This window comes from Brevibacillus sp. 1238, from assembly GCF_029892995.1.
GTDB lineage: Bacteria > Bacillota > Bacilli > Brevibacillales > Brevibacillaceae > Brevibacillus > Brevibacillus parabrevis.
Window position 1 is genome coordinate 228815 of record NZ_JARXWC010000006.1, and the last position, 22687, is coordinate 251501.

16 protein-coding genes are annotated in these 22687 nt (G+C 56.5%); all 16 read left to right on the plus strand.

The genetic code is table 11. The features are described from left to right. The first annotated feature begins 1 nt into the window (after position 1). The 16 genes from M2298_RS16350 to M2298_RS16425 all read left to right on the plus strand — a co-directional run bounded on the left by M2298_RS16350 (position 2) and on the right by M2298_RS16425 (position 22583). Positions 2-1180 (plus strand): DegT/DnrJ/EryC1/StrS family aminotransferase, encoded by a 1179-nt coding sequence (locus M2298_RS16350; RefSeq protein WP_280648738.1) that lies wholly within the window; start codon positions 2-4, stop codon positions 1178-1180. Next, a complete protein-coding gene (locus tag M2298_RS16355; RefSeq protein WP_280648739.1) occupies positions 1167-2450 on the plus strand; it encodes a type III PLP-dependent enzyme domain-containing protein in 1284 nt (427 codons plus the stop codon). Before M2298_RS16350 ends, M2298_RS16355 begins: the two co-directional genes overlap by 14 nt. After that, the gene (locus M2298_RS16360; protein WP_173599117.1) at positions 2447-3430 is read left to right on the plus strand and encodes an ATP-grasp domain-containing protein; all 984 of its coding nucleotides are present in this window, start codon (positions 2447-2449) and stop codon (positions 3428-3430) included. Before M2298_RS16355 ends, M2298_RS16360 begins: the two co-directional genes overlap by 4 nt. A gap of 241 nt (positions 3431-3671) precedes the next feature. After that, positions 3672-4553, plus strand: a complete 882-nt coding sequence (locus tag M2298_RS16365) for a putative RNA methyltransferase (RefSeq protein WP_173596874.1) — start codon at positions 3672-3674, stop codon at positions 4551-4553. 439 nt (positions 4554-4992) lie between these two features. Further along, positions 4993-6234, plus strand: coding sequence for a diaminopropionate ammonia-lyase (gene dpaL / locus M2298_RS16370; RefSeq protein WP_122963964.1), 1242 nt, complete (start codon positions 4993-4995; stop codon positions 6232-6234). Between the two features lie 16 nt (positions 6235-6250). Then, entirely contained in the window at positions 6251-7414 is a 1164-nt protein-coding gene (locus tag M2298_RS16375; protein WP_122963965.1) for an ArgE/DapE family deacylase, read from the plus strand. 64 nt (positions 7415-7478) lie between these two features. Next, entirely contained in the window at positions 7479-9254 is a 1776-nt protein-coding gene (locus tag M2298_RS16380; RefSeq protein WP_280648740.1) for a sigma-54 interaction domain-containing protein, read from the plus strand. Positions 9255-9396: 142 nt separating this feature from the next. Next, complete coding sequence (gene lepB, locus M2298_RS16385) at positions 9397-9966, plus strand: signal peptidase I (RefSeq protein WP_122963967.1); 570 nt, start codon at positions 9397-9399, stop codon at positions 9964-9966. Between the two features lie 93 nt (positions 9967-10059). After that, a complete protein-coding gene (locus M2298_RS16390) occupies positions 10060-11556 on the plus strand; it encodes a helix-turn-helix domain-containing protein (protein ID WP_280648741.1) in 1497 nt (498 codons plus the stop codon). Between the two features lie 165 nt (positions 11557-11721). After that, positions 11722-13392 (plus strand): urocanate hydratase, encoded by a 1671-nt coding sequence (hutU, locus tag M2298_RS16395; RefSeq protein WP_173599122.1) that lies wholly within the window; start codon positions 11722-11724, stop codon positions 13390-13392. 5 nt (positions 13393-13397) lie between these two features. Continuing rightward, on the plus strand, positions 13398-14672 hold the full coding sequence (gene hutI, locus M2298_RS16400) for an imidazolonepropionase (protein WP_122963970.1): 1275 nt from the start codon (positions 13398-13400) through the stop codon (positions 14670-14672). Continuing rightward, a complete protein-coding gene (locus tag M2298_RS16405) occupies positions 14669-15664 on the plus strand; it encodes an agmatinase family protein (protein WP_280648742.1) in 996 nt (331 codons plus the stop codon). The genes hutI and M2298_RS16405 overlap by 4 nt, the downstream gene beginning before the upstream one ends. A 246-nt stretch (positions 15665-15910) precedes the next feature. Then, a complete protein-coding gene (locus M2298_RS16410; RefSeq protein ID WP_280648743.1) occupies positions 15911-20890 on the plus strand; it encodes an Ig-like domain-containing protein in 4980 nt (1659 codons plus the stop codon). A gap of 107 nt (positions 20891-20997) precedes the next feature. Beyond that, positions 20998-21510, plus strand: coding sequence for a phage tail protein (locus tag M2298_RS16415; protein ID WP_122963973.1), 513 nt, complete (start codon positions 20998-21000; stop codon positions 21508-21510). A gap of 31 nt (positions 21511-21541) precedes the next feature. Continuing rightward, on the plus strand, positions 21542-22039 hold the full coding sequence (locus M2298_RS16420) for a phage tail protein (protein WP_280648744.1): 498 nt from the start codon (positions 21542-21544) through the stop codon (positions 22037-22039). 16 nt (positions 22040-22055) lie between these two features. Then, positions 22056-22583: a phage tail protein gene (locus M2298_RS16425; RefSeq protein ID WP_122963975.1), complete on the plus strand. Its 528-nt coding sequence runs from the start codon at positions 22056-22058 to the stop codon at positions 22581-22583. Positions 22584-22687 lie beyond the last annotated feature (104 nt).

Here is a 22687-nt window from a genome sequence, read left to right on the forward strand (position 1 = left end):
TATGGGGGAACAATCGCGCATTTTTTTGTCGCCGCCGCACATGGGAACAGAGGAGCAGGAGCTTGTTGCCCACGCCTTCGCCTCCAACTGGATTGCGCCGCTCGGGGAGCATGTCGATGCGTTTGAGCACGAAGTCGCCCGGTATGTCGGGACAAAAGGAGCGCTTGCCGTCTCGTCAGGCACGGCGGCCATCCATCTGGGGCTGCGCTTGGCCGGGGTCGGGCCGGGCGATCTCGTGTTTTGCTCCAGTCTGACTTTTGTGGCGAGCGCCAATCCGATCTTGTACTTGGGAGCCACTCCCGTCTTTATCGATTCCGATGAAGCGACCTGGAACATGTCGGAGGCGGCGCTTGCGAGAGCGCTGCGAGAAGCAAACGAGCTAGGGCAATTGCCCAAGGCTGTCGTCATCGTTCACTTGTACGGGCAAAGCGCCGACATGGGGCCGCTCATTGCGCTGTGCGAGCAATACAAGGTCGCGGTCGTGGAAGACGCGGCAGAGTCGCTGGGCGCCGACTACAAAGGGAGAATGAGCGGCTCCTTGGGGCATTTCGGCATTTTTTCGTTCAACGGCAACAAAATCATTACGACCTCCGGCGGGGGCATGCTCGTCTCGGACGATCTCGAAGCTTTGGAGCGAGCGCGGTTTTGGGCGATGCAGGCCCGCGAGCGGGAACGCCATTATGAACATGTGCAGATGGGCTACAACTATCGGTTGAGCAATTTGCTGGCGGCTGTCGGCAGAGGGCAATTGCGCGTGCTGGAGGAGCGGGTGGCGGCGAGAAGGCGAATCTATCAACGCTATGCAGCGGCGCTTCAGCCGTATGCTGGCATCACCTTCATGCCGGAATCTCCGACAGGGAGAGCGACGCGCTGGCTGACGGCGCTGACGGTTGACCCCGAGCAGGCCGGAATTACCGCAACGCAACTGATTGATGCATTGGAAAAGGCAAACATCGAGGCGCGGCCCGTGTGGAAGCCGATGCACCGCCAGCCGCTGTTTGCAGGGTGCCGCTACTACCCGCACGAGCCGGGGTACAGCGTGTCTGACGAGCTGTACGCGCGTGGCATCTGCCTTCCTTCCGGCTCCAGTCTGGGCGACGAACAGCAGGAGCGGGTCATTTCCGTGATCAGGAGCTGCCTGTCGGGACGCGCGAAGGAGGTCGGTCATGTACACTTATGAGCAGCTTGCCGAGTGGCGAAAGCTTTGTCAATCTTCGTTTTTCCTGCTGGATACGGCCAGGCTCCGCGACAACTACCGACGGTTTTACGAAGCGTTTGCCAGTCGCTATGAGCAGGTGAGCGTTGCCTACTCGTACAAGACGAACTACGTGCCGTTTGTCTGCCAATCTTTGCACCAGCTCGGGGCGCAGGCGGAGGTCGTGTCCAGGCTGGAGTACGATCTCGCCCGGAAGCTTGGTGTCGAGCCTACTGCCATCGTTTTCAACGGCCCGCTGAAAACGGCAGAAGATATTCAGCTGGCTTTGGAGCTGGGCAGCCTGGTCAATCTGGATTCGTTTTCGGAGATTGCCCCTGTGCTCACCTACGCAAGACAGCACCCTGAACAGACGGTCCGCGTCGGCTTGCGCGTCAATTTCGATTTGACGCGCGGCGGCGTCAGTCCGCTGCAAAACGGCTATGAAGTGAGCCGCTTTGGCTTTTGCGTGGAAAACGGCAGCTTTGCCCAAGCGCTGGCGCTGTTGTCTGCTGTGCCGAATGTGCGGGTCACGGGCTTGCACGGGCATTTTTCCACGAACCGCAGCGTGGGGGTGTATCGGCAAATTGCCCGCGAGCTGTGCCGACTGGGCAAAGCGCATCTCGGAGAGCGGCTTGAATTTATCGACATCGGGGGCGGATTTTACGGCGAGCTGCCCGCCACGTTCGGGATGGTCGGCGTTCCGAGCTTTGACGATTACGCTGCGGCGATCACTTCTGTACTCAAGGACGAACTGGCGGAGGCGGCACGCTTGCCGCAGTTGATTCTGGAACCGGGCATCTCGCTTGTGGCCGATGCGGTCGAGTTCGTCTGCCAGGTCGTGGATGTCAAGGTGAACCGCGGCGATCGCTTTGTGCTTGTAGACGGCAGTGTCCACAATATCAAGCCGACCATGCACGCACATCGGCTTCCCGCCACCGTCGTGACACAGAGCAACGAGGCAAGGGAAGGGACGTACCATGTCGTAGGCTATACGTGCATGGAAAAAGACTATTTGCTGCAAGGCTTTCGCGGCAAAGTGCCGGAACCGGGAGATTTTCTCGTGTTCGGGCACACGGGGGCGTACACGCTCGTGTTCAATCCGCCGTTTATTCGCGAGCGGCCGCCTGTCCTGGCTATCGCAGGCGGCGATGTCGTCGTCGCCAGGCGCAAAGAGACGCTGGCGGAGTTTTTCCCGGAGTCGCTCTATGAATTTCCGGCTGGTCAGGCTGGCAAAACAGGAGGATACGCCCAATGAATGTGCTCATGACGAGCGTAGGCCGCAGGGTCAAGCTGATCGAGTATTTCGTCCAAGAGTGGGGCAGTGCCGGCAAAATTATCGCGGTGGACTGCGATCCTACGGCTCCCGCGCTGTTCGCCGCCCATCACAGGCAGATCGTCCCGCGCATCGACGACCCGGATTACGTACAGGCATTGGAGCAAATTTGCCTGCGCTATGACATCAGGGCGGTGCTTTCCTTGATCGATCCCGAGCTTGGCGTGCTCGCCGCCCATGCCGAGCAATTTTCGCGGCTTGGCGTGCAGGCCGTCGTCTCTCGGACGGACGTGGTGGACTTGTGCCTCGATAAAAAGGCGACCTGCGATTTTTTGCGCGACCACGGGCTGCCGTGCGTTCCTACTTACACGCTGGAAGAGGCGCGAGCGGCGCTTGCCTGCGGAGAGCTTGCCTATCCGCTATTGGCGAAGCCGCGCAAAGGCAGCGCCAGCCTGGGCCTGGTCCGTATCGAGAGCGGGTCGGAGCTTGCCGCACTCGCGCAAAAGACAGAGGAGCTGATTGTCCAGCCGTTTTTGCAGGCGGAGGAATACGGCGTGGACGGCTACGCCGATCTCGTCACGGGTGAACTGACGACGCTTTTTACGCGCAAAAAAATTCGCATGCGGGCAGGCGAGACAGACCGCTCGCTGGCGATCCGGGACGAGCGGCTGACGTCGCTGGCCGCGTCGCTCGTCTCTGTCTTGCCGCTTCGCGGACCGTTCGACATCGACTGCTTTTTGCTCGGGGACCAGTACGTGATCTCCGAGATCAATCCGCGGTTCGGCGGCGGCTATCCTCATGCACACGAAAGCGGCGTGAACGCCGTCGCTGCTCTGTTCCGCAATTTGCGAAAAGAGGCGAGCAAGCCGAACGTAGGCGACTACGAAGCAGGGACGATCATGCTGAAATACGATCAGGTCATGCTCGTCCACAGCAGTCGGCTGGCGGGGGAGGAGATGTAAAAAAGCGCGGCGGTCTTGGGCGATCTGTTGTACAATGCAAGGTACGGGGGAGAAATGCCCCCCGTGAGCATTTTGACAGGAGTGTCGTCCGCTATGACTATGAGTCCCCAATTCATGCGTTATCGGTAAGAAAAGGTACAGTCTAGCCTGATCCCGCTCGTTTTTTCAAAAGGAGAGCCGGGGTTTATTTGACTGTGCCTTTTTTCATTCACCGATTTCGAATGAATGGGGTGCTTTTTTTATGCTTCCAACCAAAAAAGAGCGGCAGGCCGAACTGCTGGCCCGGCATAGCGGGATGCTTAGATGCCCGGTTTGCCACGGGACGCTGACGCTCATCCATACAGCCAGCCTTGTATGCGCCAACCGCCATTGCTTTGATGTGTCGAGACACGGCTATGTGCACCTGGCGAATGCGGGCTACCGATCGAAGTACGAGCAAGAAATGTTTTTGGCGAGAAGAACGATTTGCGAGCAAGGCTTTTTTTCTCCGCTGCACGCTGCTGTCAGTCAAAAGCTGGCGGAGTACGCAGCGACCAGCGGCGAGCCGCTGTACGTGCTGGATGCCGGGTGCGGCGAAGGTTCGCACCTGGCCCGCATTCGCGAAGAGGTGATAGCGCGACAGTCAGTCGATGTCGTCGGCGCGGGTGTCGATCTGTCCAAAGCGGGCATCGCCCTCGCAGCCAAGGCGCACCCCGAGCTGATCTGGTGCGTCGGCGATCTGGCGAATGCTCCGTTTGCCGACAATCGCTTTGCGGCCATCCTCAACGTGCTGTCGCCGTCCAATACGCGGGAGTTTGCGCGAATGCTGAAAAAAGACGGGTTCGTCATCAAGGTCGTGCCGGGCGAGCGATATTTGCTGGAACTGCGCGAGCGCCTTTATGCCCAGCCTGTAAAGCAGGTGTATTCCAATGCAGCGACGATCCAGCGCTTCGCCGCCAGCTTTTCGCTGATCGACTGCGAGCGGGTGGCGTATTCGTTTCGGCTGGACCAGCCGAGCCTGGCCGCGCTGGTCCAGATGACGCCGCTGACGTGGGGGGCCGCGCCACAGCAGTTGGCACAGGCGCATGAGCTGGAGGGCGGTGAGATTTCCGTCGAGTTTACGGTTCTTGTTGGAAGAAAATGAGTGAGGGGGCAGCGCGCGCCGCGGATAGCTTGCAGCAGTAGCGCGCCTTTTTAGGCAAAACAGAATGACGGAGAGCGCCGCCTGTACCGTTTCATTCCTTTGGGAGTGAAGGTGCGGGCGGCGTTTTTTTGCTAAAGAAACCGGGATGGAAATTCGTATCGCGCAAATGCAAAGGGCGGATATCAGCCAGTGAAAGGTTCTGTCACAACCATTGGCGCAGCCAAGTTTTTTATGCGATAGTCTCAATTTGATACAAAAAGTCTCAAAATGATCCTTCTGTCATCTCATTTTGATATGGATATTCTGTCCAGAAGGAACGGAACGGGATGAGCAAATCGCCGGGCTGCCTATCCTCATGCCTTCAACCGCCTTGGCACATTCCTTGCAATTCAAATAGTCAACCAGAATGGCAAAAGCCAGCAAAAGGAGGAAACTGCCGATGTCAGCAGAAAAAACGATACGAGCAGTGGCAAACACGAAAAAGCAGCGCGGCTCGCAAGCCGAGCGCCAGGCAATCCCTGTCTTTTTGTCCGCAGAGGAAACACAGCCTGCGCGCGACTTTCACGCGTCTTGTCCCGTCTATGCGCCGACGCCGCTCGTCCCGCTGCCGCAACTCGCCCGCGAGCTGGGAGTTGGGCATTTGCTGGTGAAGGACGAATCGCTGCGCTTTGGGCTGAACGCTTTCAAAGTGTTGGGCGCGTCTTATGCGATGGCCCGGTATTTGTACGCAAAGCTGGGGCACACGCCCGAGGGGATGAGCTTCGCTGCTCTCGGCGAGGAAGAGGCGAGAAGACAGATCGGAGAAGTGACCTTTGTCACCGCGACCGACGGCAATCACGGCCGGGCGGTTGCCTGGGCAGCGCGGGAGCTGGGCCAGCGCGCAGTCGTTTACTTGCCAAAAGGCTCGACAGCAGAACGGGTGGAAGCGATCCGCTCGCTGGGGGCACAGGCGCATGTCATCAATGGCAACTACGACGAGGCTGTCCGCCTTTCGGAAAAAGTAGCCAGGGAGCGCGGCTGGCAGGTGGTGCAAGACACGGCTTGGGAGGGCTACACGACGATTCCGGGCTGGATCATGCAAGGCTATGCGACGATGGCGGCAGAAGCGCGCGAGCAGCTGGCGGCCCTTTTGCCGGACAAAAAGCCGACGCACTTGTTTTTGCAGGCGGGCGTTGGCTCGATGGCGGCGGCTGTGCTGGGACACTTCGTCGCAGAAGCTGGCGGGGAGGAGCTGGTCAGCGTCATCGTCGAGCCGCATGCGGCGAATTGCATGGTTTTGTCTGCCGAAGCAGCGGACGGAGAGCCGCAAGTGGCGCACGGGGAGCTGGCGACGATTATGGCCGGACTCGCTTGTGGCGAGCCGAATCCGGTTGCCTGGGAAATTTTGCGCGACCATGCCGACTTCTTTGTCAGTTGTCCAGATTTCATCGCGGCAAACGGGGTGAGGATGCTGGCTGCGCCAAAAGCAGGCGACCCGCAAGTCATCAGTGGCGAAAGCGGTGCTGTTGGAGTAGGGCTGTTGGCGGCGCTAATGAACAAGCCGGAGTACAGAGGACTTGCCAAGCAACTGGGGCTAAACGAAGAGTCGGTCGTCTTGTGCTTCAGCACCGAAGGAGATACGGACCAGGATTCTTATCGGCGCATTGTTTGGGAGGGCGCGTGTTCGGCTGACGACAAGTAAAAAGGAGGAAGCGACGATGAATGTCACGATCAACCGGGAAAGACTCGTTCAACTTGTGCAAGAGTTGATTCGCATCGATTCGGTCAATCCGTACCTGGACGCGGATGGAGCAGGAGAAGCCGGGATTGCTGCGTTTATTGCCGACAAGCTCAAGTCAATCGGGCTTGAGGTAGCCGTCATTCCGATCAACGAGACGGCGTGCAACGTCATCGGGATTTTGCGCGGGAGTGGAAACGGCAAGTCGCTCATGCTGAACGGGCACATGGACACGGTGAGCGCCAAGCGCATGTCGATCCCGCCTTTTGAACCGACTGTAACCGACGGCAAAATTTTCGGCAGAGGCAGCCAGGATATGAAAGGCAGTCTCGGGGCGATGCTGGCGGCAGTCGAAGCAGTTACCCAGGCGAAAGTTCCGCTTGCGGGCGATGTGATCCTGGCGTTTGTCGCCGACGAGGAGTACAAGAGCATCGGGACGGAAGCATTGGTGCAGGACTATTCCGCAGATGCCGCGATCTGCTGCGAGCCGTCTGATTTGCAAATCGGCGTTGTGCACAGAGGCTTTGCCTGGGTCAAGTGCGAGGTGTTCGGCAAGGCGGCGCACGGCAGCAGGCCACAAGAAGGAATCGATGCGATCGTTCACGCGGGCAGGGTGCTGCGCGAGCTGGAAAGCTTGTCGGAAAAGCTGGCGCAAGAGCCGCCGCACCCGATTCTCGGGACGGCATCTGTTCACGCGTCGCTGATTCAAGGCGGAACAGAACTGTCTACGTATCCCGACTATTGCCGGATCGACTGGGAGCGCAGAACTGTGCCGAACGAGACGCAAGAACAAGTGGCTCTGGAAATCGAATCGTTGCTTGCGAAGCTGCGGGCAGAGGACGCGGCATTCCGCGCGAGTGCCGAGCTGACGTTTTGGCGCGAGCCGTTTGAGGTGGCACTGGCCGAGCCGATTTTTCTCGCCTTGCAAGCGGCTTGCGAAAAGCGGCTGGGGGCAGCGCCCGGCATTTGCGGCTTTTCCGGCTGGACAGACGCCGCACTGCTGCAAGGAGCGGGGATTCCGACCGTCCTGTTCGGCCCGGTGGGAGCGGGACTGCATTCGGCAGTGGAATACGTCGAGGTGGATAGCCTCGTGGACATGAGCTATATTTTGGCCCAAACCATTTGCGAGTTTTGCCAGGAGTAGACAGGCGGTTCCTCCTGTCGCCGCGTTATAATGAGAAAAAGACAAGCAGAGGAGGAACAAGCCGATGTCCTTGCGGGAGATTCAGAAGAGCGTGCAAAAAATCGCCCAGGCAGTCGCCGCCGTGCTGCGAGTGGAAGTAGAGATTGCCGACAGCGATTTTTTGCGAATTGCAGGGACGGGCAAAACCGAATCCGGCGTGTTGCGCACGATGGCAGGCGAAGATCATATTTACCGGGCGTCGCTTGTCAATGGCGAGCCTGTCGTGATTACCCGACCGGGGCAGGATGAAAAATGCCGCCCTTGCACGCATTATGGAAGCTGTGCGGAGACGGGGGAAATATGCTGTCCGATCCGGCTGGATGGGCAAAGCGTAGGCGTGATCGGGCTGCTCGCTTTTGACGACGAACAAAGGGAGCGGTTGTTTGCCGATGTCGAGGCGATTCTCGGCTTTTTGCAAAAAATGGCCGAGCTGATTGCGGTCAAGCTCAAAGAGCACATCATGTACACCAGGCAACAGCTCATTGCCGAAAAGCTGCGTGTCGTCATGGATGAAATGGACAAGGCAATGCTTCTGATCGATCAAAAAAACCGTATCGTCGAAGCGAATCAGCGGGCGCGGCAATATTTGCAACTCGATGCAGACGACAGTCAGGCCGCAGAATGGATTGCCGCCATTCGCTTAGCCGATGGCTCGCAGTCCGCGCCCAAGCAAGTGGCGCTTTCGGTTGGCGGAAAAGCCAAAACGTTTTTGTTCGCCATCCGCCCTGTTCAGCTTGGCGACGAGATCAAGGAGTGGGTCATTACGCTCGACGATGCGCAGGAAGTCGTCGAGATGGCGCGCCGGGTCACGGCCACAGATGCAGGGGATGCTTTTGCGGCGATTTCCGGCAACAGCCCTGCGCTGCTCCAGGCCAAAACGATCGCGCGGACAGTGGCGGGCAGCGAATCGACGATTTTGCTCCAGGGAGAGAGCGGCACGGGAAAAGAGCTGTTCGCCAAAGCGATCCATCAGGCCAGTCCGCGGCGGCAACAGCCGCTAATTTCGATCAATTGTGCGGCGATTCCCGAGCATCTGATGGAAAGCGAACTGTTCGGCTATGAAGACGGCACGTTTACCGGCGCGCGAAAAGGCGGAAAGGCAGGCGTGTTTGAGGCGGCTGGCAAAGGGACGTTGTTTCTCGACGAAATCGGGGATTTGCCGATGCACTTGCAAGGCAAGCTGCTGCGGGTGTTGCAGGAAAAAGAGTTCCAGCGGCTGGGCAGCAGCGGAAAAACGCTACCCGTCGAAGCGCGGATTATCGCCGCGACCCACCTCGATTTGCAGGAGCGGGTTGCGCAAGGCCAGTTTCGCCTCGATTTGTATTACCGCCTGCACGTCATTCCGATTCAACTGCCTGCTTTGCGGGAGCGCAGGGAAGACATTCTTTTGCTCGCCCATGAATTTCTGGCTGCGTATACAAAAACGCTGGGGAAAACGATTCGCGGCTTTTCCCAGGAGGCGCAGTCCGTGCTGTTTTGCCATGACTGGCCTGGCAACGTCCGCGAGCTGGCAAATACGGTAGAATACGCGGCCAATCTGGAAAACTCCGACTGGATACAAGCGGCAAGCCTGCCTGGACACACATTCCGGCTGCAAAAGCCTGCGGAAAGAACGGGACGCACAGATAGCAGCGAAGCGCCAAAGCCGATCGCGACGCTCAAAGAGCTGGAAAAGTCTGCTGTGGCGCAAGCTTTGAATGAAGTGCGGATGCGCAAGGGCAAAAAGGAAGAAGCAGCCGCGCTGCTCGGGATCAGCCGGGCGACGCTGTTTCGGAAAATGCGCGAGTACGGACTGTTGTGACTCTCGCGTGCTGACGTGGATGAAGAGCGAAAAGAGCCGGGGAGCTTATGGGACCGGCTTTTTGGGTTTGCGTCATTTTTGTGATATGATAGAGGGTAGAGGATAGGGGAACGAAGTTGTATGAGAGGAGTGGCATAGCATAATGAAAGAGCTGATGGGATGGGTCCGTTCGATTGCCTTTGCAATCGTCTTCGCTCTGGTTCTCGGAATCTTCGTGTTCCAGCCGTACAAGGTTGATGGTCATTCGATGGACCCTACCTTGCAAGACCAGCAACGCATTTACGTGTCCAAGCTATCGCATACGTTTTCGTATTTGCCGGACTATGGCGATATCGTCGTCATCGACAGTCGCGTGGAACGCAAAAGGTCCCTTGTGGACGATGTCGTCAGTCACCCATTGGTGGCGCTGGTGACAGGGAAAGCGGACGACGACCACTCGATGTACGTCAAGCGAGTGATTGGCAAGCCTGGCGATGTGCTGGAGTTCAAAGACAATCAGGTGTATCGCAACGGCACGGTGCTCAACGAACCGTACATCAAGGAAACGATGGAGTACGTATCCGATGGAAAAGTGACAGTGCCAGCCAACCATATTTTCGTCATGGGGGATAACCGCAACCATAGCACGGATTCCCGTGAGATCGGCTTTATTCCACTTGATCACATCATGGGCACGATGATCCAAAATCCGTTTACAAACGAAGAGAAATAGCAGGAGCAAAGGTTGTCCATTCACGGGCAACCTTTGTTTGCAACAAGAGAAGTTCTCGCATTTTTCTGGCAAGCCGCAAAAGGAGGGCTGACGATGCCCGGCATACTGATTGCAGACAGGGACGCGACAGAGCGGGCCGGGATCAGCTGGCTCGTCGCAAGCTGCGCCATCCCGTATGACAACGTACATACGGCCGGGACGATGGCGGAAGTGTTTCAGGTGATGGAAGCACACCTGCCGCAAGTCGTCTGCATGGAACTGGATATGATTGACAAGGCGCACTGGGAGCGCTTCAAACTTTTGGTCGCCCAATATCGGCCGATCGTGCTGGTCACGACTTCGGAAGCGACCTTTGAGCGGGCGATGCAAGGAATCGAGCTTTCCGCGCGGGACTTGTGGCTGAAGCCGCAAACACCTGAATACATCCGCCGCGTTTTGACGCGCTGCTGTCAGGAACGCTCAGGAGACGAACGGCTGGAGCCAGGAGCGGGGAGCGTCCAGGGGCTGCGCAAGGAAATCTCGTATCTCGACTTGTTTTTGCCCGGATCGTCGCCAGTTGGTCAGCAAAAAGTCATGCTCGCCCAATTGGAGGATGCCCGCAGACATTCGGAGCTGCTCGACTTTTTTTCCGGCTACCCGTTTCGCGACAAGCCTGTGCTGTTGCCGACCAAAGACGCGATTGCCGCTGTTTTTCCGGCAGACGCTACCTTGTCCTGGTCCCAGTGGCACCAATTTGGCAAGCGTTTGCTGATGGACTGGGAGGCGTCGAGCGATGCTCCGCTTTTTCTCGTCATCCACGATGCCGAAGATTCCGAGCAGAGCTTGCAGCAAAAATACGAGCAGGCGAGCCAGGCGCTGCACTTGCGTTTTTTCAAGGGCTATCGGCAAGTGAGCATGGTAGAAGGCAGCGTAAACTGGCTGATGATCGACCCGTTCCTGACGCCAGGCGAGCAGCGAACGTGGATCGACATGCTGCACAGCGGCAATCGCGAGCAGCTGAAGCAGTGGCTGTATGCGCATTTTTTTTACAAGGACGAGCCGTACCCCGAGCCGGGGCTGTTGCGCATTCGTCTGACCAGCATTCTCGCGCAGGTCAGGCGCTACATGAAGTCGCACGGGCTGGACAGCGCTTTACTCGAAGAAGCGTACCATCGTGTGTTTGAGACGATTTTGTACGCCCCGATCTTGTACCGGATCGTGACGGAGCTGCTGCTTTTTATCAACGAACTGCTCGATACTTTCAACAACAGGGGCGACGAGATCAAAGCGGATGTGATCGAGCAAGCGCTGCGCTACATGGAGGGGCGTTACACCGATCCGGCTTTGCGCCTGGAAGATGTGGCCCGGCATGTCGACCGCAGCCCGGCTTATTTCAGCACACTGTTTGCGCAGAAGCAAGGCAGCTCCTTCCGGCAAATTCTCACGGCGATGCGGGTGAAGGAAGCGCAGCGCCTGCTGCTGGAAACGGCGTTGTCCGTCCAGGAGGTGGCCGAGCGCAGCGGGTTCGTCAATGCCAATTACTTTAGTAAAATTTTTAAGGAAAAGACGGGTACAACCCCACGTTTGTTACGAAATCAAAAGAAAAGATAGAAATCGAAAGAAAAGAGAGTTTTTTAGAAAATTCAATCTGCTTCCCTTGATTCAATCGAAAGAAGAGGCACCAAATCGAAAGCACGGTGCCTTTTTTGTCTGTTTTCCGGCTTTTACAATATAGCTAAGAGATACACACTCTAAGGAAAAGCAGGTGGAAGCAGGATGACAACGACACAATCCATTGAGCAATTGATTCAGGCTTACTCGGGCACTGAACTGCATACAAAAGGGTGGATTCAGGAAGCGGCGCTGCGCATGCTTTTGAACAATTTGAATCCCGACGTGGCGGAGCGTACGGAAGATTTGGTCGTGTATGGCGGGATCGGGAAAGCGGCGCGCAACTGGGAATGTTTCGATGCCATTGTCAAAACATTGCAAACGTTGGAGAGTGACGAGACACTGCTGATCCAGTCCGGGAAGCCAGTGGCGGTGTTCAAGTCCCACACGGACGCGCCGCGCGTGCTTTTGGCAAACTCCAACCTCGTTCCGGCCTGGGCCAACTGGGAACACTTCCACGAGCTGGACAAAAAGGGCTTGATGATGTACGGACAGATGACAGCAGGTAGCTGGATTTACATCGGCAGCCAAGGGATCGTCCAGGGAACGTACGAGACGTTTGCGGAGCTGGCTCGCCAGCATTTTGCAGGTACACTCGCTGGCACGATCACGGTTACTGCTGGTCTCGGCGGCATGGGCGGCGCACAACCTCTGGCCGTATCGCTCAATGGCGGCGTGAGCATCAACATCGAGGTCGACCCGACACGCATCCAGCGCAGACTGGATACACGCTACCTGGATGTGATGACAGACAGCCTCGATGAAGCGATCAAAATGGCGGAGGAAGCCAAGCGGGAGAAAAAAGGCATTTCGATCGGACTTTTGGGCAATGCGCCGGAAGTGCTGAATGCGATGCTTGACCGCGGCTTTATACCGGACGTTTTGACGGACCAGACTTCTTCGCATGACCCGCTCAACGGCTACATTCCGGAGGGCATGAGCCTGGAAGCGGCCGCAGAGCTGCGCACGCGCGATCCGAAAGAATACGAGCGACGTTCCAAAGCGAGCATCGCCAACCACGTCCGCGCCATGCTGGCTTTGCAGGAGAAGGGTGCCGTTACGTTTGACTACGGCAACAACATCAGACAAGTAGCGAAAAACGAGGGTGTCGAGGACGCATTCCGCTTCCCTGGCTTTGTGCCGGCTTACATCCGCCCGCAATTTTGCGAGGGCAAAGGCCCGTTTCGCTGGGTAGCGCTGTCCGGCGATCCTGAAGATATTTACAAGACGGACGAAGTCATTCTGCGCGAGTTTTCCTATAATACGCATCTGTGCAACTGGATTCGCATGGCGCAGGAGCGGATTCAGTTCCAGGGACTTCCTTCCCGCATTTGCTGGCTGGGGTATGGCGAGCGGGCGCGTTTTGGCCAAATCATTAACGAGATGGTGGCGCGCGGCGAGCTGAAAGCGCCGATCGTCATTGGCCGCGATCACCTCGACTCTGGCTCTGTCGCTTCGCCAAACCGCGAGACGGAAGCGATGAAAGACGGCAGTGACGCTGTTTCCGACTGGCCGATCCTGAACGCGATGATCAATGCGGTAGGCGGCGCAAGCTGGGTGTCGGTGCATCACGGCGGCGGCGTCGGGATGGGGTACTCCTTGCACGCAGGTATGGTCATCGTGGCAGACGGCACGCCGGAAGCGGCGCGTCGCCTGGAGCGCGTCCTGACCAGCGACCCGGGAATGGGCATCGTCCGCCATGCGGATGCAGGCTACGAGCTGGCGATTCAGACCGCCAAGGAAAAAGGCGTCCACATCCCGATGTTGAAGGAGTAAAAGCGATGAACAAACCAGTATGGATTCGCCATGCCAGCCAGCTTGCCACGCTGGCTGGCGGCTCTCACTCTCCGGTGACAGGTGCCAGAATGAACGAGCTGTCCATCATCGAAAATGGCAGCGTCTGGCTGGAAAACGGTGTAATCGAACGCGTCGGCACAGATGAAGAACTGGCTGAGTGGTTCCGCGAACGCGCCCACGAAGCAGATGTCATTGACGCCACAGGCAAGCTGGTTACGCCTGGCCTGATTGACCCACACACACATCTGGTGCACGCAGGCACGCGACAAAACGAGTTCAACATGCGGCTCTCTGGCGCTACTTATATGGAAATCATGAACAACGGCGGCGGAATCCACGCCACGACGGCTGCGACGCGACAGGCGACGCACGACGAGCTGTATGAGCAGAGCAAGCGGCGGCTCGACCAGTTTTTGCTGCACGGAGTGACGACGGTCGAAGCGAAAAGCGGTTACGGCCTTACTTTGGAAGACGAGATCAAGCAGTTGGAAGTAGCGCAAAAGCTGCACGAAACCCACCCGGTCGACCTCGTGAGCACCTTCATGGGCGCACATGCGGTACCGCGCGAGTACAAGGAAACGCCGGATGCGTTTGTCGATCTCGTCATCGAGCAGATGATTCCCGAAGTAGCGCGCCGCAAGCTGGCCGTCTTCAACGATGTGTTTTGCGAGCGCGGCGTGTTCACTCCCGAGCAGTCGCGGCGCATTCTCGAAGCGGGCCGGGAGCACGGCCTTTTGCCGAAAATTCACGCCGATGAGATCGAGCCGTACGAGGGAGCCGAATTGGCGGCGTCTCTGGGAGCGGTGTCCGCCGATCATTTGTTGCGGGCGTCAGATGCGGGCATCGAGCGAATGGCGGAAGCAGGCGTCATCGCGGTACTGCTGCCGGGAACGGCCTTTTTCCTCATGGCGGAGTCCGCAAACGGCCGTAAAATGATTGACCGTGGCGTGGCAGTCGCGATCTCGACCGACTGCAATCCCGGCTCCTCGCCTACTGTCTCGATGCCGCTCATCATGAACCTCGGCTGCCTGAAAATGGGCATGACCCCGGCAGAAGTGCTGACGGCGGCGACGATCAATGCGGCACACGCGATCCGTTGCGCCCACGAGGTCGGCAGCATCGAGGCCGGAAAAAAAGCCGATGTTACCATTTTTGCTGTGCCTGACTTCATGACGCTGCAATACCGTTACGGTGTGAACCATGTGGATACGGTAATCAAAAACGGAGCAGTAGTCGTGGCGGGAGGGCGGCTCGTATGACGGCATACCCGTACCCGCTGCTTAAACCGCCCAGCTTTGCCTGGGACAGGAGTGCCGCGCCAGCCGAGCCAAAAGTGAGCGAATGGATCAAGACGCTAGAGGTGGCAACGGCGGGCAACACTGATTGGAGCGACTACGATGTAGCGCTGCTCGGAGTGCCGCTTTCCCGTTCGTCCATCTCGGCATCGGCCGCCAGCGAAAATCCGGATGCGATGCGGCGGGCGTGGAAATATTTTACGACGTACAACCTCGATTACGATGTCGACCTGCAATCGCTTCGCGTGGTCGATCTGGGCGACGTCAGGCAGCATGTTACCGACATCGCCCAGTGCCACCGCAACATTCGCGAAGCCATGGCGCACATGCGCACGAACCATCCTCAGCTTTTGCCCGTGATGATGGGCGGCGATCACTCGATTACGGCCATGCTGATCAAAGGCTACAAGGACGTTCACACGGACGAGCGGGTAGGCATTTTGCAGCTGGACACCCATTTTGACTTGCGCGACCTGACGGATAACGGACCTTCGAACGGCACGCCGATTCGCAATTTGATCGAAAGCAAGACGATCCAGGCCGAGGACGTTCACAACATCGGTTTGCACGGCTTTTTCAATGCCCGGTCGCTCAAGGCTTACGCGGATGAGGCAGGCGTGCGCTATACGACGCTGCGCCAGGCGCGGCAAAAAGGCGTTGCCCAAACTGTGCAGGAAGCGCTCGAACGGCTGGCGGCACAAGTCGATACGATTTATTTGACCGTCGATATGGATGTGCTCGACATCGGCTACGGGCCGGGCGTCCCTGCTTCTACTCCCGGGGGTATGCGGAGCGACGAGCTGTTTGACGCCGTCTATGAGGCAGGCTTGCACCCGAAGGTCAAAGCCATGGACATCGTATGTCTCGACCCGTACAAAGACCGGACGGAGGCGACAGTCAAAACAGCCGTTCATGTGATGCTGTCCTTTTTGACGGGATATCGGCAGCGAAAGTAATTTTTGGCGTCAAATCTGCTCCTGCAAAAGTTTTTTTGCTTGGCGAACCGTTGTTTCTCTGCTGCTGACAGAGGGACAGCGGTTTTTTGTCGAAAAAAAGCTAACTTTAGTAAGGTTCTTTTTCAAGCAAATTTTGGTAGAATTTACTTGCCATTTCTTGGGTTATCCATGACGGAAGAAAGTCAGCAGAAGACGAGGGAATGAGCCATTTTTACTATTTGCGAAAGGAGGAATGGAGAGGCCGATATGAAAAAGATGCTTTCAAGGCTGTTGTCCATGTTGTTGGTTTTTTCGCTGGTGCAGCCGATGGTGTTGCCTGAGCGTGTTGCCGTAGCCAAGGTAGAAGATCCGTTTCAAATCGTTGTCGATGAAGATTTTTTTGTAGATCCTATGGGTGCGTATCCGTACGGGGAAGCAGATGGCCTAGGAGGAAACAATCGTGTATTTGTCGGGTATGACGCTGCTTTTGGACCTGCGAATGCTGCAATGAAGTTTCATTTGGGGCCAGACAAGGTGGACTTTGGCCGAAAGATCGAATCTGCCCAATTGAAGCTTTACCTGACCAAAGTGGACAGGACAGGGGGCGAGCCTTTTCTCGACCTGTATGGAGTGGACAATGACTCCTGGTCGCAGTTGGACATGACCTTGCCTGCTACCGGCACTGCCCTTGGAAAAGCTCCCGCGTCCGGCTCGAGTTTGCAAAAGGACAGCTGGGTGTCTTTTGATGTGACTGATTACATCAAGCTCCAATCGAACGACAAAGTGGCGAGCTTTGTGCTAAAGGGTGCTCAAACCGCTCCGCCTATCCCAAATGCGCAAGTACAAGTCCTTTTTTACGACAAAGCTTCCAACAACTCACCTTTGCTTCCCAGACTCGAAATCAAGTATGTCGATAACTCCCCACCGACAGACATTTCACTCAGCAAACAATCCGTAAAAGAAAATCTGCCACCGAACACGCTGGTCGGAACATTGAGCGCGACAGACCCTGACAGCGAAGACCAAGGGAATTTGACCTTCGAGCTCGCAGGGGGCGATCAAAGCGCCTTCAAGCTGGTTGACAACAATTTGTACACAACGCAATCGTTTGACTACGAAGCGAAAAGCAGCTATTCCGTCTCGATCAAGGTAAGCGATCCGTCGGGAGGCTCATTCACCAAAGCTTTTACCATTCAAATCGAGGATGTGCAGGAGCCGCCTACCTCTGCCGAGCTGAAAATCAATGGCGGAATGCTGGTCACCGGTTCCAGTCAGGTTAATCTGCAGGCAACCGTTGTCGACCCCGATACGGGCAAGCCGTTAGAGGTGCGTTTTTCCAATGCGTCCGATCAGTGGACGGAGGACTGGAAGCCTTACAGTGCGGCTACCTCCTATAACTGGGCGCTGACTGCGGGCGACGGAGCGAAGACCGTCTATATGCAGGCGCGCGACGAGGCTCACAACCAAATTTCCGCGAGCGCCAATATCACGCTGGATACGACACCTCCTGTGGTATCTGGAGTGAGCAATAACGGCTCCTACTCGCAAGCAGTGACAATCACATTCAACGAAGGAACAGCGACATTGGACGGCGCTGTATTTGTCGGCGGCGGAACGGTAACGGCAGATGGCGACCATACATTGGTCGTGACAGATATGGCCGGCAATACGACGACCATTCGCTTTTTTCTGGACACAACTCCTCCGACGGGAACGCTTGTGATCGAAAACGGCAAGACGTTCACGACGACACGGGACGTTGCACTGACGATCACGGGGACAGACGGCGCGGGAAGTGGACAAATCCAGATGAGCTTTTCCAATGACGGAACGACTTGGTCTACTTGGGAGCAGCTTGCCGCCACCAAAGCATGGCAACTGGCTGCTGGAGACGGAAACAAGACCGTGTACATGAAGCTCAAGGATGGCGAAGGGCATGAGCAGCAATATTCTGACAGCATCATGCTGGATACGGTTCCTCCGGTAGCCACCATGTCCATTAAAGGCACGAATGCGGGCAATACGGCGACTTCCACGGCAGCAGTGAAGCTGTTGTTCGAAGCGACAGACGCTAACGGGCCGGTAGAGGTGAGCCTGTCCAACACTGACGGCGTGTTCGCGGACGGCTGGCAGCCGGTGCAACCGGAAATGTCCTGGACGCTCACGAATGGCGACGGCACCAAAACCGTCTACGCCAAATTCCGCGATCAGGCCGGGCATGAAACGAGCAAATCAGCGAGCATTTTGCTGGACACGGTTCCGCCAGTCGTGACAGGAGTTGCGGCGAACCAGATTTCCAAGCAGGCTGTTACGGTTCAGTTTTCGGAAGGAACAGCTTTGCTGAACGGCCAGCCTTTCAGCGGCGGGGATACGATCTCCCAAGACGGGGCTTACACGCTTGTCGTCACAGACGAGGCGGGCAATGTCACAACGCTGTCTTTTACCGTGGATCAGACGAAGCCGCAAGGAACGATGACGATCGGCAATGGCGACACTCACACGAATCAATCGCAAGTCAGCTTGCAGTTGAACGTGACGGATTTGACTTCCATGACCACTGTCTACTCCAATGACGGGGCCAACTGGAGTTTGCCAGAGCCGTACGCAAGCACGAAGACATGGACGCTTGCTCCCGGAGACGGAGAGAAGCGAGTCACGGCAAACATAACGGATGCAGCAGGGAATACCGCAACATTGGAAGCGACCGTCATCGTCGACCAGACGGCTCCGACCGGAAGCTTCACGATCAATGACGGCGCGAGTGCGACAAACGCGAAGCAGGTGGCACTGAAGCTGCAATACGCCGATGCCGACGATCAGTTGCAAATGCGCTTTTCTCCGACAGGCAGCGGCGATTGGTCTGGATGGGAAGCGGTACAGGAGACAAAATCGTGGACTTTGTCAGACGGGGATGGCGCGAAGACGGTATTTTTGCAAATACGCGATCGTGCTGGCAACGTGCTTGACCTGCAAAAGTCAATTACTCTCGATGCGACTGCTCCTGTCGTAACAGGCGTTGACGATGAGGGCGTGTACAACTCAGACAGGCTGATTACTTTCTCGGAAGGAACAGCTACGCTGAACGGCGCGCCATTCGCGAGCGGCGCGACTGTCACGGAGCAAGGAAACTACACGCTTGTCGTGACAGACGAAGCCGGAAACAAGACGACCGTCGTCTTCTCCATCGACAAGACGCCGCTGTTTGGCGCCTTCTCGATCAATGAAGATGCGCGGTTCACCACCTCGCGAGACGTGACCTTGCACGTGACAACAAGCAAAAGTGCGGCTGACACAAGCATGTCTTTCTCGATGGACGGTACTACCTGGAGCGTGCCAGAACCTTTTGCACTAACAAAAGCGTGGCAATTGCCAGTCGGTGACGGTGTCAAAACCGTCTATGTGAAATTGCTGCACAAATCGGGTTACATCGCGAACATGCAAGATGAAATTACGTTGGACACAACCTTGCCGTCAGGGTCGCTCAGCATTAATGGAGGGGCCAGCGTGACGCAGGATCAAACGGTCAATCTGACTGTCACCGCTACTGATGCCAATGGACCTGTCCAGGTTCGCTTCGCCAACGAAAGTAATGCGTGGAGCGCCTGGAACGATGCGGTTCCGACACAGACGTGGATGCTTTCTGCTAACGACGGGCAAAAAACCGTCCACATGCAGATGCGTGACAAGGCGGGCAATGTAGCCGACGTCTCCGCCAATATCGAGCTTGATATGGAAGCGCCTGTCGTTTCGGGCGTGGAGAACGGCAAAAGCTACAAAGACGATGTGCAGATTACGTTCAACGAAGGGACGGCAACCCTCGACGGTCAGCCGTTTACCAGCGGAACGACCGTAAGCAGTGAAGGCGAGCATGAGCTTGTCGTCACGGATGCCGCGAGCCATGTCACACGCATTGCCTTTACGATTGACAAGACTGCTCCGCAAGGCACGTTTGCCATCAACAGCGGCGCGCAAACATCCAGCTCCGTCTACGTGACGCTGAATGTAACCGCCACGGACTCGCTAGGAACGGTAGAAATGCGTTTTGCCAATGAAAACGAGGGCTGGAGCGATTGGCAACAGGTCGCTGCAAGCACGTCTTGGCGGCTCGCGTATGGCAATGGCATGAAAAAGGTGCTGCTGCAACTGCGCGACGAAGCGCATAACACGACCGAGCTGGAAGCGCAGATCAGGCTGTCTGTCTATCAGCCGCCAAGCGCGGTCAAGGTAACGGGTGTAGAGCTGGACGTTCGCCAGTTGGTGCTAAAAGCTGGCGAGACGCACGCACTGAAGGCCGTGATTCAGCCGGAAAATGCGACTGACAAGCGGGTCAAGTGGGAGAGCAGCGATCGTGCCGTAGCGGAAGTGAATGAGCAAGGCAAGGTCGTGGCCGTAGCACCTGGTACCGCGCGCATCACCGTCACAACGGCAGACGGCGGCTATACCGCAACGGCGGACGTAACCGTCAAGGCAACTGTTTCTGACGTTTTGCAGGCATCACAAAAAGCATTTCGCCTGAAGCCCAAAGAGCGGCAAAGCTTCCAAATCTTCAAAGTGGATGGCGCTAAAAAGGTCGACATCACCACGGATGAAGCGGTAGAGTATTCCACCGAAAACGATCTTGTCACGGTGACAGCGGGCGAGATTCAGGCAGGCAGCAAAACGGGCAAAGACATAATCACGGTTTCGTATGAAGGGCAAGAGCTGCACATCCCCGTTACGATTGCAAGCGGTACAGACGCCAGAATCAAGCTGCTGACTCGCAGCGAAGGCGTGCTGGAAGTAGACGAGGAGCGGCAGCTGGAGCTTGTCATGCTGGACGGTGACGAGACCGAAGATATTACCGAGCAGGCAAACTGGATATCCTCCGATCCTGAAGTCGTGGAGGTAACAGAAGAAGGCAAGCTGATCGCCAAAGCGACTGGTACCGCGGTAATTTCCGGAAAAGTGGACAAGAGCAAATTCCGGGTTCGCCTCATGGTTGTAGAGGAGAAAATCCCGGTTCGCTTGGAGGCTGCTCCTTCGTATGTGCGTCTGAAAGAAGGTCAGGAAAAGCCGATTACTTTGATCGGAACATACAGCAAAAGCTATACAGATCTCATTGCAGAAGAAGTGGAATGGGCGGTCGAGGACCCCGAGATTGCGGAAGTAGTCGACGGAAATGTGGTCGCCAAACAAGCCGGAAGAACTGCGATTACGGTCACCTACAAAGGCAAGACAGCCAAAATCACAGTAGAGGTCAGGCAGTAGCAAGCAACAGGAGAGAGGTGCCAGCTGGATGATTTAGCTGGCCCTTTCGCAATAGGATGTGCGCTTTTTCTGATCCGCCACAAGCAATCAAGGAGGCAGCGACAAAGATGGAATCAATTTTGGGAGAAATCAGAATGTTTGCCGGAGAATTTGCGCCAGTAGGCTGGGCCTTTTGCAACGGTCAATTGCTCAGCATCGCGGAAAATGATGCATTGTTCAACCTGATTGGGACGACCTATGGCGGCGATGGCATGACTACGTTTGGCCTTCCTGATTTGCGTGGGCGGGTTCCCGTCCATCAGGGAAAAAATCCGCGTACGCAAACAACCTTTTCTATCGGGGCAAAAGGGGGAACAGAGACGGTACACCTGCAGACAAACCAATTGCCGATCCACACCCACACGGTCAACGTGTCGTCAGCAGAAGGCACAGAAATCGAGCCGGGCCAGCACGTATGGGCAAAACGAATCGTGCAATTCTCGCAAAATCCCGCCGCAATCCAGATGAGCCCAGGCTCTGTAACATTTGAGGGCGGAAACCAGCCGCATTCCAACATGATGCCGTTTACCGTAATCAGCTTCATTATTGCCACGCAAGGCTATTATCCACCGCAATCATAAGGAAACTATTAACCACTGGAGGTTGACGATCATGTCAGAACCGTATGTCGGCGAAATTCGCGCCTTTGCTTTTCCTTTTCCGATGAGAGGATGGGCGCTGTGCGATGGGCAGATTTTGCCGATCAACCAAAATCAGGCGCTGTACTCCATTATCGGAACAACCTACGGAGGGGACGGAAAAACGACGTTTGCCTTGCCGGATTTGCGGGGCAGAGTGCCTGTGCATGTCGGAAATGGCGTGGGGTATGGACAAGCTGGCGGTGAGGAGGTCCATGCTCTGACGGTTCGCGAAATGCCGCAGCATCAGCACGTGGCCAAGCCTCTTGTGACAACGGGCGTAACGGAAAAAGCAGCTGCGAACGTATGGGCCAAGACGGATTATCAGGCATTTGCTGCCCAGCCTAATGCGACGATGCGCCAGGATGCTCTGCTCACAACGGGCGGGGGCCAGCCGCACTATAACATGCAGCCGTATCAGGTGTTCAATTACTGCATTGCCACCCAAGGAGTATATCCGAGCCGCGATTGATAGAGGAGGAAAACGAATGGAAGCCTATTACGGGGAAATTCGCATTTTTACAGGAAAGTTCGCTCCAAGAGGCTGGGCTTTTTGCGATGGAGCCTTAATGCAAATTCGGCAGAATACCGCTCTGTACGCCATCCTGGGCACGAGATTTGGCGGAGATGGCATAAACACCTTTGCTCTGCCTAATTTGCAAGGGGCGGCACCTATGCACCATGGAGCAGCGCCGGATTTGACGCCGCGCACGATTGGCGAGCAGGGCGGGAGCAGCGAGGTCGGACTGACGATTCAGGAGATGCCTGCGCATACGCACATTCCCAATGCAGCGGAAAAGCCGACGACGAACAATCCGGACGGGATGATCTGGGCGAACACGGAAGGCAGAGGACGTGTCTTTGCCTATGGAGCGCCGAACGCTTCGGAGCAGACTCCTTTCAGCCAAGCCGCGATTTCAGTTGCGGGTGAAGGAATGCCGCACAACAATCGACAGCCGTTTTTGGGTGTTCACTATATCATTTGTCTGGAAGGCGAATTTCCACAAAAGCCGTAACAAAAGCCTGATCTCAAAAAGAAGTGCCAGATGCGAAGCTGCCCTGCATCTGGCACTTGCTTTGTCCGATTGACCTATTGTAAGATGACAGAATATTACTGCGA

Bases quoted from the DNA above. Each gene is read 5' to 3' on its own strand.
- M2298_RS16350 (WP_280648738.1), top strand. From the start codon at position 2: ATGGGGGAACAATCGCGCATTTTTTTGTCGCCGCCGCACATGGGAACA.
- M2298_RS16425 (WP_122963975.1), top strand. From the start codon at position 22,056: ATGGAAGCCTATTACGGGGAAATTCGCATTTTTACAGGAAAGTTCGCT.
- M2298_RS16405 (WP_280648742.1), top strand. From the start codon at position 14,669: ATGACGGCATACCCGTACCCGCTGCTTAAACCGCCCAGCTTTGCCTGG.
- M2298_RS16420 (WP_280648744.1), top strand. From the start codon at position 21,542: ATGTCAGAACCGTATGTCGGCGAAATTCGCGCCTTTGCTTTTCCTTTT.
- M2298_RS16380 (WP_280648740.1), top strand. From the start codon at position 7,479: ATGTCCTTGCGGGAGATTCAGAAGAGCGTGCAAAAAATCGCCCAGGCA.
- M2298_RS16355 (WP_280648739.1), top strand. From the start codon at position 1,167: ATGTACACTTATGAGCAGCTTGCCGAGTGGCGAAAGCTTTGTCAATCT.
- M2298_RS16365 (WP_173596874.1), top strand. From the start codon at position 3,672: ATGCTTCCAACCAAAAAAGAGCGGCAGGCCGAACTGCTGGCCCGGCAT.
- M2298_RS16360 (WP_173599117.1), top strand. From the start codon at position 2,447: ATGAATGTGCTCATGACGAGCGTAGGCCGCAGGGTCAAGCTGATCGAG.
- M2298_RS16415 (WP_122963973.1), top strand. From the start codon at position 20,998: ATGGAATCAATTTTGGGAGAAATCAGAATGTTTGCCGGAGAATTTGCG.
- M2298_RS16390 (WP_280648741.1), top strand. From the start codon at position 10,060: ATGCCCGGCATACTGATTGCAGACAGGGACGCGACAGAGCGGGCCGGG.
- hutI (WP_122963970.1), top strand. From the start codon at position 13,398: ATGAACAAACCAGTATGGATTCGCCATGCCAGCCAGCTTGCCACGCTG.
- M2298_RS16375 (WP_122963965.1), top strand. From the start codon at position 6,251: ATGAATGTCACGATCAACCGGGAAAGACTCGTTCAACTTGTGCAAGAG.
- dpaL (WP_122963964.1), top strand. From the start codon at position 4,993: ATGTCAGCAGAAAAAACGATACGAGCAGTGGCAAACACGAAAAAGCAG.
- lepB (WP_122963967.1), top strand. From the start codon at position 9,397: ATGAAAGAGCTGATGGGATGGGTCCGTTCGATTGCCTTTGCAATCGTC.
- M2298_RS16410 (WP_280648743.1), top strand. From the start codon at position 15,911: ATGAAAAAGATGCTTTCAAGGCTGTTGTCCATGTTGTTGGTTTTTTCG.
- hutU (WP_173599122.1), top strand. From the start codon at position 11,722: ATGACAACGACACAATCCATTGAGCAATTGATTCAGGCTTACTCGGGC.